At 54.6% G+C, this 14,672-nt stretch carries 13 protein-coding genes; 7 read left to right on the forward strand and 6 right to left on the reverse strand.

The window, feature by feature from the left end:
• Positions 1-40: 40 nt before the first annotated feature.
• Together R0137_RS09165 and gap are read right to left on the reverse strand one after the other, a co-directional pair.
• Positions 41-610: a hypothetical protein gene (locus tag R0137_RS09165; protein ID WP_407326117.1), complete on the reverse strand. Its 570-nt coding sequence runs from the start codon at positions 608-610 to the stop codon at positions 41-43.
• 108 nt (positions 611-718) lie between these two features.
• A complete protein-coding gene (gene gap / locus R0137_RS09170) occupies positions 719-1,747 on the reverse strand; it encodes a type I glyceraldehyde-3-phosphate dehydrogenase (RefSeq protein WP_407326118.1) in 1,029 nt (342 codons plus the stop codon).
• Between the two features lie 139 nt (positions 1,748-1,886).
• Between gap and hexR the strand changes: the two genes are divergently transcribed.
• The 5 genes from hexR to zwf are packed head-to-tail and all read left to right on the forward strand — an operon-like array spanning position 1,887 to position 9,410.
• A complete protein-coding gene (hexR, locus tag R0137_RS09175; protein WP_407326119.1) occupies positions 1,887-2,771 on the forward strand; it encodes a transcriptional regulator HexR in 885 nt (294 codons plus the stop codon).
• On the forward strand, positions 2,768-5,425 hold the full coding sequence (gene ppc, locus R0137_RS09180) for a phosphoenolpyruvate carboxylase (protein ID WP_407326120.1): 2,658 nt from the start codon (positions 2,768-2,770) through the stop codon (positions 5,423-5,425). The genes hexR and ppc overlap by 4 nt, the downstream gene beginning before the upstream one ends.
• Before the next feature lie 42 nt (positions 5,426-5,467).
• Positions 5,468-7,288 (forward strand): phosphogluconate dehydratase, encoded by a 1,821-nt coding sequence (edd, locus tag R0137_RS09185; protein ID WP_407326121.1) that lies wholly within the window; start codon positions 5,468-5,470, stop codon positions 7,286-7,288.
• A complete protein-coding gene (locus R0137_RS09190) occupies positions 7,288-7,929 on the forward strand; it encodes a bifunctional 4-hydroxy-2-oxoglutarate aldolase/2-dehydro-3-deoxy-phosphogluconate aldolase (protein WP_407326122.1) in 642 nt (213 codons plus the stop codon). Before edd ends, R0137_RS09190 begins: the two co-directional genes overlap by 1 nt.
• A 35-nt stretch (positions 7,930-7,964) precedes the next feature.
• On the forward strand, positions 7,965-9,410 hold the full coding sequence (zwf, locus tag R0137_RS09195; protein WP_407326123.1) for a glucose-6-phosphate dehydrogenase: 1,446 nt from the start codon (positions 7,965-7,967) through the stop codon (positions 9,408-9,410).
• Between the two features lie 166 nt (positions 9,411-9,576).
• Here the strand turns inward: zwf and R0137_RS09200 are convergent, their stop codons facing one another.
• A complete protein-coding gene (locus tag R0137_RS09200; RefSeq protein ID WP_407326124.1) occupies positions 9,577-9,924 on the reverse strand; it encodes an ArsC/Spx/MgsR family protein in 348 nt (115 codons plus the stop codon).
• A 101-nt stretch (positions 9,925-10,025) separates the two neighbouring features.
• On the opposite strand from R0137_RS09200, the gene R0137_RS09205 reads away from it, so the two are divergent.
• Positions 10,026-11,015: a threonine/serine dehydratase gene (locus R0137_RS09205; RefSeq protein ID WP_407326125.1), complete on the forward strand. Its 990-nt coding sequence runs from the start codon at positions 10,026-10,028 to the stop codon at positions 11,013-11,015.
• A gap of 47 nt (positions 11,016-11,062) precedes the next feature.
• Positions 11,063-12,466 (forward strand): L-serine ammonia-lyase, encoded by a 1,404-nt coding sequence (locus tag R0137_RS09210; RefSeq protein WP_407326126.1) that lies wholly within the window; start codon positions 11,063-11,065, stop codon positions 12,464-12,466.
• 26 nt (positions 12,467-12,492) lie between these two features.
• Here the strand turns inward: R0137_RS09210 and R0137_RS09215 are convergent, their stop codons facing one another.
• The 3 genes from R0137_RS09215 to R0137_RS09225 are packed head-to-tail and all read right to left on the reverse strand — an operon-like array spanning position 12,493 to position 14,670.
• Positions 12,493-13,335, reverse strand: a complete 843-nt coding sequence (locus R0137_RS09215) for an SDR family NAD(P)-dependent oxidoreductase (RefSeq protein WP_407326127.1) — start codon at positions 13,333-13,335, stop codon at positions 12,493-12,495.
• 50 nt (positions 13,336-13,385) lie between these two features.
• Positions 13,386-14,069, reverse strand: coding sequence for a DUF4956 domain-containing protein (locus tag R0137_RS09220; protein ID WP_407326128.1), 684 nt, complete (start codon positions 14,067-14,069; stop codon positions 13,386-13,388).
• Positions 14,070-14,073: 4 nt separating this feature from the next.
• Positions 14,074-14,670 carry a thiamine biosynthesis protein ThiC gene (locus R0137_RS09225; RefSeq protein ID WP_407326129.1) on the reverse strand — a complete coding sequence of 199 codons (597 nt, stop codon included), beginning with the start codon at positions 14,668-14,670 and terminating at the stop codon, positions 14,074-14,076.
• Between the last annotated feature and the right edge of the window lie 2 nt (positions 14,671-14,672).

Below are 14,672 nucleotides of genomic sequence, written 5' to 3' on the forward strand. Positions count from 1 at the left end.
CGGCATCCGTTTGGGTGGATGGGGTTTGGCTGACTGCGCTTTAGGAGACCGCGCGATAAAAACGATACTGTGCCGCGAGGCACAGAGGTACCGTTACGATCAATCCAAGGCCCATGGGAATGCTCCCAGCGATACAGATCAGCATCAGCACAAAAGCCAATACTGCATAGCGCCAGAAGTTGGCGTGAATGAGCTTTCGGCTCGCCTCCATGGCGGGCCAAAAATCCATCTTCTTATCAATGATCATCAGGTTTGTGAAGCCGTAGACAATGACCAAGTAGAGGCCGGGCAGCACCAGGAGGAACAAACCGATGCTGATGAAGATTGACATAAGAATCGAGGCGATGATCAAAGGTATGAAAAATTGGAAGCCATCGAAGAGGTTTGAGATGGTGATTGTCTCTCCGCGTTCCAGTCGGATGATCATGCTGTAAAGACCGGCCAGCAGGGGAGGGTAAACGAGCGCTCCTGCGAAGGGGATTAGCCCGACCACCCCGCAGATGACGCCCAACAGGATTGTGGCCCCAGAGAGCAGCCATGGTTCTTGTTTGTATAGAGTCCAGCCGTCTCTTAAGCAGACGCCTGCGTCAGGAATCACACGTTCTGTCATAACCAGCTACCCATCTTTCGAGTTTATGACCTAAGTGTAACGGCCCGCTGCGCTCTATGCGATGAAGCGCATCATGAGGTCCTGAAATCTAGCTGTGCGTCGCTGGATTTAGGCGCTCTTCAAAAGCTCCGCTTGCGCAAACAGCGCTGAGCAGCTGTCCAGCATCCTGTTGGCAAAACCCCATTCGTTGTCATACCAGGCCATGACTTTGACAAGATTGCCGTTCACCTTGGTGTGGTTTGCGTCGAATACGCAGGAGGCCGAGCTGTGGTTGAAGTCTATGGAAACGAGGGGGGCTTCATTGACTTCGAGCACTTCGCTCAGAGGGCCTTCCGCTGCCGCAGTCATGAGGGCATTCACTTCTTCTGCGCTGGTGTCTCTTTCCGCGATGAAGCTCAGGTCTACCAGGGAAACATTGATGGTTGGAATACGAACTGCCATGCCATCCAAACGACCTTTGAGCTCTGGTAGCACCAAACCTATGGCGGCAGCAGCGCCCGTTTTTGTGGGGATCATGGACTGTGTCGCCGATCGCGCTCGATACAGGTCGCTGTGGTAAACGTCGGAGAGCTGCTGATCATTCGTATAGGAATGAATCGTGGTGACGTAGCCTTTAGAGATGCCGATGGACTCATGAAGTGGTTTTACCATGGGTGCCAGACAGTTGGTTGTACACGAAGCGTTGGAGACAACTTTTTCTTCGCCGGTGAGTAAGTGATCGTTGATGCCGTAGACCACGGTGGCGTCAGCATCAGCAGCGGGTGCCGATACCAGCACTTTTCGAGCGCCAGCTGACAGGTGCTTGCCGGCTTTTTCCCGACTGGTGAAAATTCCCGTGCATTCGCAAACGATATCTACGTTGAGAGCCTTCCACGGCAGCTGTTCGGGATCGCGTTCACTCAATACTCGTATTCGCTGTTTACCGACGATTAAGTGGTCGCCATCGATATTGACCGGGACGGGGAAGCGCCCGTGCACAGAGTCATATTGTGTGAGGTGAGCATTGATTGAGCTGTCGCCGAGGTCATTGATGGCGACCACTTCGATTTTGTCCGCGAGTGCATCTTGACGCTCGATGAGTGCTCTGAGGATGTTTCGACCAATTCTTCCATATCCGTTGATGGCGATGCGCAGCATGAGATTGTGCCTCTCTGGGTTTATTTTTGACCATAAAATTACATAAATGAAGGACAAAACAGTTCATAAATCAAAAAATATGTAGTTTTAGTAAAATATATGTCAGTATGAGGACTCATTGGATTGAGCAGCTGCTGACGTGACCGAGGCGCAAGAAGACAATTTACTCCACGAACTTGGTAGCGCAGCCCGACGCGTTACCAAGTCTGAACGGCGTATTGTGGATGTGATTCTGGACGATCCCCGGTCAGCCACCCGCCTGAGTATTGCCGCTCTGGCGGAACAGGCAGAGGTGAGTGAACCCACGGTTAACCGTTTTTGCCGCAAGTTTGAGCCCCGGGGCTATCCGGAGTTTAAGCTTCGGCTAGCGCAATCGCTGGTACTTGGATTGCCCTACGTCAGTTCATCTATTGCGCCGGATGATGAAGCAGGAACCTATACCGCCAAGATATTGGATAGCGCCGTAATGTCTTTTAGAGCGCTAGGGGAGCAGTTACCGCCGAAGCTGGTGGAGTCCGTGGTTGATCGACTCCTTGATGCACATCATATTTTTTTCTTTGGTTTGGGTATTTCCAGTGCCGTGGCTCAGGATGCCGAGCACCATTTCTTTCGCTTTTCGTTGCCGGTCACGGCGCATGCCGACGTCTTGATGCAACGGATGCACGCCGCAGCGGCTCGGGACGATGATGTTTTCTTCATTATTTCTCACACGGGACGGACGCGGGATCTTGTCGATATCGCGAATTTGGCAACAGCGCGAGGCGCTACGGTGGTTGCTCTTACTGCGGCAGCATCACCCTTAGCTAAAGCGAGCAGTCTGGCTATAGAGCTCGAGGTCTCTGAGGATACAGACGCCTATATGCCCATGACCTCTCGTCTTGCACACTTGGTGGTACTGGATGTCTTGGCGGCGGGTGTATCGCTTCGTCGCGGCGAAGCGCTGCAACCTCATTTGCGTGCTATTAAAGAAAGTCTTAGAGCGACCCGATTCGCTCCACAACCTGGAGGTAAACACCGCTCATGAGTTCTGCTTCTTCTGAGTCCAAGGATAGTAACGGGCACCAATACCGTAGCCTGCGAAACAATGTGAGTTTGCTCGGCAGTATGCTTGGAGAGACCATGGCGAAAAGTCATGGCGAGGACTTTCTTGCCAGCGTCGAAAAGATCAGGCTGCTATCAAAGTCTGGAAGTACAGGTGACGACAGCAGTTGGGAGCAACTGGAAACGCTGTTGGCAGGACTAGAAACCGAACAGCTTGGGCTGGTAGCGCGTGCCTTTGCGCAGTTCCTGAATCTTGCGAATATCGCTGAGCAACATCACGGACTGTCTCGGGAAATGGATGCCGTAAACTCCGCGAGTAGAACACTGTCAGGTGTTATGGATCTTCTGACCGAGAAGGGTCTTGAGCCTGCAGCGATCGAACAGTCCGTCGCAGATCTCAGTATCGAGTTGGTGCTTACGGCACATCCCACAGAAATCACCCGGCGCTCGTTGATCCACAAGTACGAAGAGATTCAACGCTGTTTGGGACAGTTGGAATCTCCGGGCCTCACAAACTATGAGCGCAACCGCATGGACCGGCGTTTACGGGAGCTGATCGCCCAGCTTTGGCATACGCACGAGTTTCGTGAAAGCCGACCGAGCCCTGTCGATGAAGCTCGCTGGGGTTTTGCTGTGGTCGAAAATTCACTCTGGCAGGCGGTGCCGGATTTTCTTCGACGATTGGACGATGCCTTGCTCGCGGCCACGGGGAAACGACTACCCATGGATGCAGCGCCGGTACAATTTTCTTCCTGGATGGGTGGCGACCGCGACGGAAACCCCTTTGTCACCGCGAAGGTGACTCGTGAAGTGTTGCTCTTGGGTCGCTGGCAGGCGGCGGCCTTGTATCTGAAGACTGTGGACAGACTTGTACAAGAGCTGTCCATGATCGAATGTAATGACGGTCTACGAGAGCTAGTAGGTGAAACCAGAGAGCCTTACCGTCGCGCGATGAAGGATCTGAGAGCTCGCCTCCGCAAGTGGCTCACGGCAGTGGAGGACTTGTTGGATGGTCGTCCCGCTGAAACTGGCGACCTGATTCGTGACGTCGAAGAGCTCTCCAGGCCTTTGCTACTTTGCTATGAATCACTATGCGATTGCGGAATGGAGCGCATAGCTGAGGGGACGCTTCTCGATTTACTACGCCAGGTTCGTTGCTTTGGCATAAACCTGGTACGCCTCGATATTCGGCAACACTCCGATCGGCACAGTGCGGCCTTGTCTGAGATTACTGAGTTCCTGGGTTTAGGACGTTATACGGACTGGGATGAGCAGCAACGTCGAGAATGGATCCAGCAAGAGCTTGAAAGCAAAAGACCACTGATACCTCAGCACTGGTCGCCCAGCGAAGAGACGCAGGAGGTTCTTGATTGTTGCTCTGTCGTGGTAGAGCAGCCGGAAGGAGCGCTGGCCTGCTACATCATATCGATGGCGCGACAAGCCTCTGACGTGATGGCTGTGCGATTGCTCCTTAAGGCAGCGGGGGGCGGTGACACTTTGCCCATCGCACCGCTGTTCGAAACCCTCGACGATCTTGACCGTGCTCCTCAGGTCATTACGGATCTGTTGGCGGTTGAGGGCGCTCTCGGCCGTTTGCCAGAGCAACAGATGGTGATGATTGGCTACTCGGACTCAGCAAAGGACGCAGGGATACTGGCAGCGGCCTGGGCGCAGTACCGTGCACAGGAGGCTCTCCTGGACGTCTGCACTCAAGCAGGTGTTCGCTTGCAGCTGTTCCATGGCCGGGGTGGAACCATTGGTCGTGGTGGGGCGCCCGCGCATGACGCACTGCTATCACAGCCTCCAGGTTCTCTCGAGTGTGGCTTGCGGGTTACGGAGCAGGGCGAAATGATTCGCACCAAGTTGGGCATGACCGGTCTGGCCGTGAAAACCCTCGCTCTTTACACCAGCGCAATATTAGAAGCGCGTACGGCCCATCCGCCAAAGCCCAAGGCGCATTGGCGCGAGACCATGAACCGTTTGGGCGAGAGCTCCTGCGACGCCTATCGCGCGGTTGTTCGCGACGATCCACGGTTCCTCACTTACTTTCGTGAAGCGACGCCTGAGGGGGAACTAGGCGCCTTGCCGCTGGCATCTCGTCCGACGAGTCGAAAGAAAGATGGTGGCATTGAGGCTTTGCGTGCAATTCCCTGGATATTCTCCTGGACGCAGAACCGTTTGATGTTGCCGTCGTGGCTCGGTGCGGGTGCCGCTCTTGCCAAAGAGCTGGAAGAGCAGGGCGCTGTCGTTATTTCGGAGATGTTCCAAGAGTGGCCGTTTTTTGCGACACGCATGCAAATGTTGGAAATGGTCTACAGTAAAACCGATGCCCGTCTTTCGGCGCATTACGACGGCAAGTTGGTGAATCCGGAACTGCTCGGTATTGGCGAACAGCTACGTGGCCAATTGAATAGCGACGTAGAGACTGTGCTTAGCGTTCTTGGGCAAGAGCTTCTGCTTGAGAAGCTTGATTGGACTCGAGAGTCTCTGGAGCTACGGAATATCTATACAGTGCCATTGAATGTACTTCAGGCAGAGCTTTTGGCTCGTCTGCGGCGCAATGCAGATGACGACACGCGACAGGCCATTATGATCAGTATTGCCGGTGTTGCGGCAGGTATGCGCAACACGGGCTGATAATTCAACTGGGCTGAATGGGTCAGTTCAAGCGAGGGGAGCATGGTTGAAGTTCATGACACGGTAGCGAAGGTTACCGAGCAGATAGAGCGTCGCAGTCGCGGACCCAGACAAAAGTATCTGGATCTCATGGCACGCAGCCGGGACCTGAGACCCCAGCGTGGTCAGCTTTCTTGCGGAAACCTCGCTCACGGTTTTGCAGCTTGCGGTGACGATGATAAGGACAGTATTCGTCTAATGGAGTCGTCCAACATCGGGATTGTCACGGCCTTCAACGATATGCTGTCGGCTCATCAGCCCTATGCAGAGTATCCGGACAAAATTAAGTCGTATGTGCGAGCAGTGGGCAGTACCGCACAGGTAGCAGGCGGCGTCCCCGCGATGTGTGACGGCGTCACTCAGGGACAGATCGGGATGGAACTGTCGCTATTTAGTCGCGACAACATTGCCCAGGCAACCGGTATTGCGCTGTCACATCATATGTTCGACGGCATCGTCTGTTTGGGTATCTGCGATAAAATTGTGCCAGGACTCATTATGGGTGTACTGCGCTTCGGTCATTTGCCTGCGTTGTTTATTCCCGCAGGTCCGATGCCTTCCGGTCTTCCCAATGCGGAAAAGGCACGAGTGAGACAGCTGTTTGCAGAAGGTAAAGTCGGGCGTGAGGAACTCCTTACCGCGGAATCGGCCTCCTACCACAGTGCAGGAACCTGTACGTTTTACGGCACGGCAAATACTAATCAGATGGTTATGGAGGCTATGGGGCTGCAACTTCCCGGTGGCTCTTTTGTAAATCCCGGAGCCCCCCTGCGTGAAGCACTCACGAAAGAAGCTTCAGAACTGATTACCCGTATTACCGCGCAAGGTCCCGACGCGCGACCTTTAGCTGATGTGATCGACGCTCGTTCTTTCGTAAACGCCATTGTCGCTCTACTGGCATCCGGCGGATCAACCAATCATACGATCCATTTAATTGCCATGGCGCGTGCCGCGGGTCTGGTGGTGACTTGGGACGACTTCTCCGAACTTTCTGCGGTCGTGCCTCTTTTGGCGCGTGTGTATCCCAATGGTCAAGCTGATATCAATCACTTTCACGCTGCTGGGGGTACGGGGTTTCTGTTTCGGGAGTTGCTGGACGGCGGGCTGATGCATGGTTCTGCGAGCACGGTTTGGGGCGATAGTTTTCAAGACTACACCCAGGAGCCATTTTTAGAAGACGGCAATCTTGCATGGCGTCCCGCTGCGGACAAGAGTCTGGATACTGATGTGTTGGGGACAGCCGAAGCGCCATTTTCCTCCGAGGGCGGCTTGCGTTTGCTTAAGGGTAATCTTGGTCGAGCGGTGATAAAGGTATCGGCTGTCAAACCCGAGCACCGCAAAGTCGTTGCTCCCGCCGTAGTCCTAGATAGTCAGGAAGATCTTTCGCAGAAATTTGCAGCAGGAGAACTCGAGCGCGACTGCATTGTGGTGGTTCGCTTTCAGGGGCCGCGGGCTAACGGTATGCCTGAGCTCCACAAGTTGACTCCTTTGCTGGGCTCTCTTCAGGACAAAGGTTTTTCCGTCGCCTTGGTGACCGACGGTCGCATGTCTGGTGCTTCGGGCAAAGTGCCCGCGGCTATACATGTGACGCCCGAAGCAGCGATGGGTGGCTCTCTGGCAAGATTGAAAGATGGTGACATGCTCACCCTTGATGCAGCGTCAGGCAACCTAAGCTGCGATGACGAAAACCTGGGTGAAAGACCCTTAGCGAGCACACCCAGAGACAGTGAAGAGGGCGTGGGTCGTGAACTATTTAGCGTTTTCAGACAAGTGGTGACGACACCGGAAGCCGGTGCCACAGTAATTTTCAGTGAGGAAACATAATGAGTAATTCAAGAAAAATACTTGCGCAGGCACCGGTAGTGCCCGTGCTTGCCATTGAGAATCTGGAGCACGCTATACCCCTTGCTCAGGCCTTGGTGCAGGGCGGCATTCCGGTACTCGAGGTCACTTTACGTACACCGGTGGGGCTGCCTGCGATAAAGGCGATCAGTGAGGCGGTCCCGGACGCTATCGTAGGTGCGGGAACCGTGGTGAATGCTGCAGACTTCGAGGCGGCGGTAGAAGCAGGGAGTCGCTTTGTTGTAACGCCAGGTTTGACTCAGGGGATTCTGGACGCCGCGGCGGATTCTGAAGTGCCGCTCATTCCCGGTGTTGCTACTGTGAGTGAACTCATGCGGGCCCTTGATCATGGCATTGATTGCCTCAAGTTCTTCCCCGCAGAGGCGTCAGGCGGTGCAGCGGCGCTGAAGGCCTTCGCCGGGCCGTTTCCCAAGGTGGATTTCTGCCCAACGGGGGGCATTGGTTTGCACAATATCAACGACTATCTTGCGCTCAAGTCAGTAGTCACTGTAGGCGGATCTTGGCTGACGCCCGGGGCCATGCTAGCGGCCGAGGATTGGGATGGCATAGAGAATCTGGCAAGTGCCGCTGTTGCACACGTTGCAGACTTCAGAGCTGGATAATGGCACGGCCTTAAAGTAATTCGAGGGAGACAGGAATGGATTTGCTGATATTTGGTGCTCGTGGCGATTTGTCTGCGCGCAAGCTTTTTCCAGCGCTGTATCACCTGGACAATTGTGAGTTGCTGCCAGCAGACGTGCGTATTCATGCTCTGGCCAGAGAGGACATCACTCTCGAGACGTTTCTCGAGGACATCAAGGTTAGGGTACGCAAGTATGTCGACGACAGCCGTTGGTCCGAACAGCAGTGGGCGAATTACGCGTCACGCTTTGTCTATCACCGCATAGATTTTGGTACCGCAGACGGCTTTACCGAACTCAGCGGTGTGCTGGCACCCGATCGCCCGGCCATGTTTTACCTCGCGACTCCACCTTCATTGTTCGGTCCTATCTGCGAGCACTTGGGTGCGACGGGATGCTTAATCGGAGACCGCCGCTTGCTCCTCGAAAAGCCCATAGGTCACGATCTGGAAAGTTGCCGGGCAGTGAATGACACCGTCGGTGAATACTTCTCGGAGGACTCCATCTATCGAGTGGATCACTACCTGGGGAAAGAGACAGTGCAAAACCTGCTCGTCATGCGCTTTGGGAACCGCTTTATCAACACGCAGTGGGATCAGAGCTGTGTCGATCACGTGCAGATCACCGTGGCGGAGCCCATTGGTATCGAAGGTCGCTGGAACTACTACGACGGTGTGGGTCAGCTTAGGGATATGGTGCAGAACCACCTTATGCAGTTACTTTGTTTGGTGGCAATGGAGCCGCCAAACTCGATGACAGCCGAGGGTATTCGTGACGAGAAAGTGAAGATCGTGCGTGCTCTTCGTCCTATCGATGAAAATAACGTACGTGATCATGCAGTGCGCGGGCAATATGCGGCCGGCTGGTTGCGTGGGGAGTCGGTTCCCGGCTATCTGGAGGAAGAGGATTGCCCCGCTCAGGACAGCCAGACCGAAACCTATGTGGCGCTGAAGGCGTTTATCGATAACTGGCGTTGGGCGGGCGTGCCTTTTTATCTGCGTACCGGTAAGCGTATGCCTGAGAAGCTTACCGAAATCGTGATCACCTATAAGGCCTTGCCCCACAATATCTTTGCAGGCGCCAGTCGCGAGGATGTCCCGAATCGTCTGGTCATTCGATTGCAACCAAACGAGGGCATCGAAATGCAGATGGTCTCCAAGCAGCATAGTTTGCGTAACAAAATGGGGTTGGTGACAAAGAATCTCAATCTTGATTTTCTCGGTTCTTCGGAGTTGGATCGGATTCCGGACGCCTATGAACGTTTACTTCTCGATGCAATAAATGCGGATCAGTCCTTGTTCGTGGGTCGCGAGGAAATCGAAGAGTCCTGGCGTTGGTGCGACGAGCTAATTGACGCCTGGCAAACCCGCGCGCCGACTCTTCAACCCTACCAGGCAGGATCCTGGGGGCCGACTAAGGGAGAGTTGTTGATCGAAAAGGACGGACGAAGCTGGCATGTCTGAGTAGCCGGCTTCTTAGGTGTGCTGGGCGCCTTAAACAAAGGCAGCGCCCCACAGCGCTCAGCTTGTTTCAGACTACTGCGGACAAAGCAGAGGGAAAACCAGAGGCATAAATCGAGAAGGCAAGGCTCGGCAAGGGAAAAGGGCAGATTTCCTAGGGCAGAACGAGCTAGACAATATCGAGAAGCTGCTCGTTTGGTCTCCCCAGCACAGCTTTAGATCCGTTGATCCCGATGGGTCGCTGAATCAGCCTAGGTTCGTTTGCCATTGCTGCGAACACTTCATCGTCTGATGCAGAGTCTGCTAATCCTAACTTCACAGCATCTTTCTCACGCATAAACGCCCGAGGGCTCACCTTGCCCATCTTTTTGGCGATATCTCGGAGCTCGTCCTCGCTCAGCATTTCGCTCTTGTTCATGTATTTACGGACCTCAGGCTCAATGCCATTCTCCTGAAGGAGTGCAAGGCCTTTCTTGGACGAGCCGCATCCGGTGTGGTGAATTAGGGTATAAGGCATGGTGAAAGTCCTGATAAGCGATGGGGTCGCAATTATTCATCATTGTCAGGGTTAGAGAAAGTGTTTGAACCACTGCCTGAGTTTTGTTTCGGAGACCATGTGTGAATAGTGTTGAATTGCCTTCTTTTTTAGATATTCGTGGAGCTGCCGAGCGACTGCGGGGACAAGCGGTGCGAACGCCGCTTTTGCGTAATCGTTTCCTTGACGAAGACAGCGGTCGACGGGTGTTTTTGAAACCCGAGACTCTTCAAGTGAGCGGCAGTTTCAAATTTCGTGGCGCTTACAACCGTGTTTCCCAGCTTACGCAGGATGAGCGCAAAGCCGGAGTCATCGCCTGGTCATCAGGAAATCACGCGCAAGGAGTGGCCGCAGCAGCGAAGCTCGAGTCGGTGCCGGCGCGAATTGTGATGCCCGAAGACGCGCCGCAGATAAAGTTGGAGAACACTATCGCTCTTGGCGCCGAAGTGATCACCTATGACCGTTACACCGAAGATCGGGAGGCCATGAGTTATGCGCTGGCGGAGCGTGATGGGGGCGTTATCGTTCCCTCCTATGACGATCGGCATGTTATTGCGGGGCAGGGGACCGCCGGACTTGAGGTTTTTGAGGATGCAGCCGCTGCCGAGGAGTCTCTGGACGCCTTATTGATTTGCTGTGGCGGGGGAGGCTTAACCGCGGGTTGCGCACTCGCTGGGTCGGCGCTGAGTCCTGATACCGCTATCTTCTGTGTAGAACCAGAAAACTACGATGATCATGCTCGCTCTTTACAGTCTGGTCATCGCGAGCAAGCGGACACAGCGCAAGCTTCTATTTGCGATGCGCTTCTATCGCCTACTCCCGGGGCTCTGACGTTCCCCATAAACCAGAGACTCCTCGCAGGGGGCCTTGTGGTATCAGAGTCAGAGGTGAAAGCGGCGATGCGCTACGCCTTCAGAGTGTTAAAGCTGGTTGTAGAGCCGGGTGGAGCAGTGGCGTTGGCGGCGCTGCTCTCAGGTAAACTCGATGCACGCTATCAATCGGTGGCGGTGATACTCAGTGGAGGTAACGTTGACCCTCTTGTCTTTGCCAAGATCCTTTACGAAGACAGCTAATGCTATGACCCTGAGAAAAATTTTACGCAAGTTTTTGAGGTTTTGACGTGAGCATAAGCGCCTTCGATTTGTTTAAGGTAGGTATCGGCCCATCGAGCTCGCATACCGTAGGGCCAATGGTCGCCGCGAATCGTTTTGCGGTGGAGTTGAGAGACGAGAGCTTTATTGACTCAGTGGCAGGCTTGAAGGTGGAACTGTTTGGTTCCTTAGGTGCTACGGGCGCTGGCCACGGTTCGCCCAAGGCGATCATTCTGGGTCTGATGGGTGAGCTTCCCGACACCGTTGATGTAGACAGCATCGCCACCCATGTCGATCGAGTGAGGAGTTCTCATGAGCTGTCCTTGCTGAACCGCAAAATGATTGCCTTTAGTTACCGCGATGACTTGATCATGCATCGTAGCGAGTCGCTGCCTTACCACGCCAACGGCATGCGCTTTACGGCGTTGAATGCAGATGCCGATACGCTGATGAGTCGCGTTTTCTACTCCGTGGGTGGCGGCTTTGTCGTAGACGAGTCGGCAGCTTCCGGAGAGGAGCTGATTGTCGACGATCCTACGCCTCTGCCTTACCCCTTCAGCACAGCAGATGAGCTCCTGGAGCAATGTCGAGAACATGGCTTGTCCATCAGTGCCTTAATGATGGAGAACGAAAAGGCCTGGCGCAGTGAAGATGAGATTCGCAGCCACTTATTAGAGTTGTGGTCGGTCATGGACGCTTGTATCGAACGCGGGTGCGTTACCGAGGGCATTATGCCCGGCGGTCTGAAGGTGCGGCGACGCGCAGCGCAGTTGCATCGCCAACTGAAGAGTCAATCCAATAACTTTGGCGACCCCTCGCTAAATACCATGGACTGGGTGACTCTCTATGCTCTTGCGGTGAACGAGGAGAACGCTGCGGGTGGACGGGTTGTTACGGCGCCTACCAATGGCGCGGCGGGCATTATTCCCGCAGTGCTCAAGTATTACCTGGCGCACTGTCAGGGTAGCAGCGAGAACGATATCTGCCGTTATTTGCTAACCGCCGCTGCGGTAGGGATCCTCTACAAGATCAATGCTTCGATTTCTGGCGCTGAAGTAGGCTGCCAGGGCGAAGTGGGGTCGGCTTGCTCAATGGCCGCAGCGGCGTTGGCGGATGCGCTGGGGGGGACACCGGCTCAGGTAGAGAACGCAGCTGAGATTGCCATGGAGCACAACCTTGGTTTGACCTGCGATCCCATCGGCGGTCTTGTTCAAGTACCTTGCATAGAGCGAAACGCCATGGGAGCTATCAAGGCTATTTCTGCGGCTCGGATGGCTCTCAGAGGGTCCGGTGAGCACTACGTATCCCTCGATCAGGTGATCAAAACCATGCGCGATACGGGTCAGGACATGCAGGAAAAGTACAAAGAAACGGCTCGGGGCGGTCTGGCTGTGAACGTGCTTGCGGTACCCGTCAACTTTGTTGAGTGTTAGTCGAACACTTACCGACCACCTGTCCCCTAATCTTTCATGAAAGCGTCAAACGCTTCCCGATACTCCGTGTGCCAGCGAGATAGCGGGGGACGGTTCTTAATCAAATCGTCGGCGGACCACTGGAGGCGTTTTTCATCAACGGATCGTGGCGATTCGTTGTCCGGACAGATCACATAGAAGTCACCGCGATCAATACACGGAAGCATGAAATCCACAGTCTCCTCGGCGGTCCAAGCGAAATCCGGCTTCTGCGGTATAAAGCGGGAAATCATCGGCGTGAACACAAAGCCCGGTATCAGCAGGTGCGCGCTGAGAGCGCAGCCCTCGATTTGCGTAAACGCGTGCGCGACGCTTTCGGTGTAAGCCAGAACACCAACCTTCGACAAATTGTAGGCGTAGTTGCCCGGAGGTCGGGTTAGCCCCTGCTTGGAACCCGTATTGATAATAACCCCGGTAGCACTACTCTCAAGCATCTGTGGGATGAATGCTTGGCAACCGTGGACAACACCAAAGAGATTGGTGGCGAGTGTCTTCGTCAGCTCTTCGTAGTTCTCCCACGGCATACCAACGGGAAGTCCCATGCCAGCATTATTCATTAGGCAGTTGACGGTCCCAAAGCGTTCGAAGGTCCTTTCACTGAGCGCTTGCATCGATGTTAAGTCCGATACATCGCAGGCCTCGGTGACGATATCCGCGCCTTGGCCGATAGCCTCAAGTTCTGCTCTGGCAGCTTCCAGAGAATCAGCGTTGCGATCGACGAGGACTAAATTCATACCCGCTAGGGTGTAACGCCTAGCAGTCTCCAATCCCAAGCCACTGGTACCCCCGGTGATGACTGCGGTGTTACCCGCTTTTCGCCACTCATTCATGGAATAGCTCTCCTGTTTGCCGAGCAGTAACTGACCGAACGCCGCTCGCCTTACTCCCGTAAACGCTTCGCCAGTTTCGCTGCAGCTGCGTCATGGCGGGCGTCATCGATAGGATTACGACCGTAGTCGATGAGCCAAAGAACTGCATTGGTTAGAGTGAAAATTAACGTCATGACGAGCGCCACGCCCATAAAACCGACGCCCGCTGCCAATCCGACGCAGATAGCGACGAAAATATAGATGCCATCAATCGCTTCAGGAAGGCTGACTCGAAAGCGCACGGCCGCCACAAGCGCGGCGAGGCCGAAGGCCAATGCGAGACTGTTCTGAATCAACAAAACGACGGCTGTTGCCGCGATAGGTAACAGAATCAGCGCTCGCACGAATGCCTTGGACGGCCCCGCCTCGAAGCGGGTGGCGGTGTAGGTCCAAGTTACTGGAATCATCACCAGAATCGTTGTTATCAGCGTGCTGGTCAGAAACAGTATCGATGTGAAGAACAGCTCGGGAGTGATGGATCCTCTCGTGGTGCTGGTATCCAGTAACTCGCGCGGCAGCCGGACTGAGGTTTCCGTAACCTCAAAATCTTTTCGATCATGGGCATCGTTACCGCTGAAGGGCATGTATTGCAATGTTTCTGAGTTAGCGAGCAGCAGCGCGGCTATCACCGACAGTAAAATCGTATAGTAGACGACGAGCCTTGTGATTAGCTGTACTGGCGTTATGTTTTGCACGACTCTAATCTCGCGCGGCGCTTGTTAGACACAGTGCCAGCAGTAATGTCGCTGCAACCCCGGATCCGCCGGCGACGGCGGAGGGCATAAACCCGTCACGTCCCAGCACTATCACGGTTCCGTTAGCTACCAGGGCAACAGCCCCAAGAGCCGCTGTTACGCCCCCTAATGCCGCGCCGCCCGCTTTGAGCTTTGCCATGCCGAAAATGATCGCGGCGAGACCGAGAAGCAGCTTTGCGGCGTAGTAGACCATGAAGGAGAAGGCCACCACGGCTCCAGCGGCTGGTGCCAGGCCCTCCACTTGCCCTGCTGCTTCACGAAAGGGTCCGAACATCGTCAGACCTACACTGACCTGCACAACATTGAGCACGGCGCTGAATGCAATGGCGGACCATCCCACATGGAAACTTTTGGTCTGCACCATTCCCGCACCAGCGTAGGCTGCCAGAACTGTAAACAGCAGACCCTCGATTCCCCAAAGCAAATGCCTCGGCACCTTGAGTTCTGCCATGTACAAAGCGGTATAGATAGCCTGTGTGATCGCCAGGGCCAAGAGCAAACCGGCTGCGACCTGGGCGGTGCGTAAGGTATTGGTTTCCATGC

Source organism: Congregibacter brevis (assembly GCF_045689245.1).
GTDB lineage: Bacteria > Pseudomonadota > Gammaproteobacteria > Pseudomonadales > Halieaceae > Congregibacter > Congregibacter brevis.

Bases quoted from the DNA above. Each gene is read 5' to 3' on its own strand.
- R0137_RS09225 (WP_407326129.1), bottom strand. From the start codon at position 14,670: ATGGAAACCAATACCTTACGCACCGCCCAGGTCGCAGCCGGTTTGCTC.
- ppc (WP_407326120.1), top strand. From the start codon at position 2,768: ATGAGTTCTGCTTCTTCTGAGTCCAAGGATAGTAACGGGCACCAATAC.
- gap (WP_407326118.1), bottom strand. From the start codon at position 1,747: ATGCTGCGCATCGCCATCAACGGATATGGAAGAATTGGTCGAAACATC.
- R0137_RS09200 (WP_407326124.1), bottom strand. From the start codon at position 9,924: ATGCCTTATACCCTAATTCACCACACCGGATGCGGCTCGTCCAAGAAA.
- zwf (WP_407326123.1), top strand. From the start codon at position 7,965: ATGGATTTGCTGATATTTGGTGCTCGTGGCGATTTGTCTGCGCGCAAG.
- edd (WP_407326121.1), top strand. From the start codon at position 5,468: ATGGTTGAAGTTCATGACACGGTAGCGAAGGTTACCGAGCAGATAGAG.
- R0137_RS09190 (WP_407326122.1), top strand. From the start codon at position 7,288: ATGAGTAATTCAAGAAAAATACTTGCGCAGGCACCGGTAGTGCCCGTG.
- R0137_RS09165 (WP_407326117.1), bottom strand. From the start codon at position 610: ATGACAGAACGTGTGATTCCTGACGCAGGCGTCTGCTTAAGAGACGGC.
- R0137_RS09215 (WP_407326127.1), bottom strand. From the start codon at position 13,335: ATGAATGAGTGGCGAAAAGCGGGTAACACCGCAGTCATCACCGGGGGT.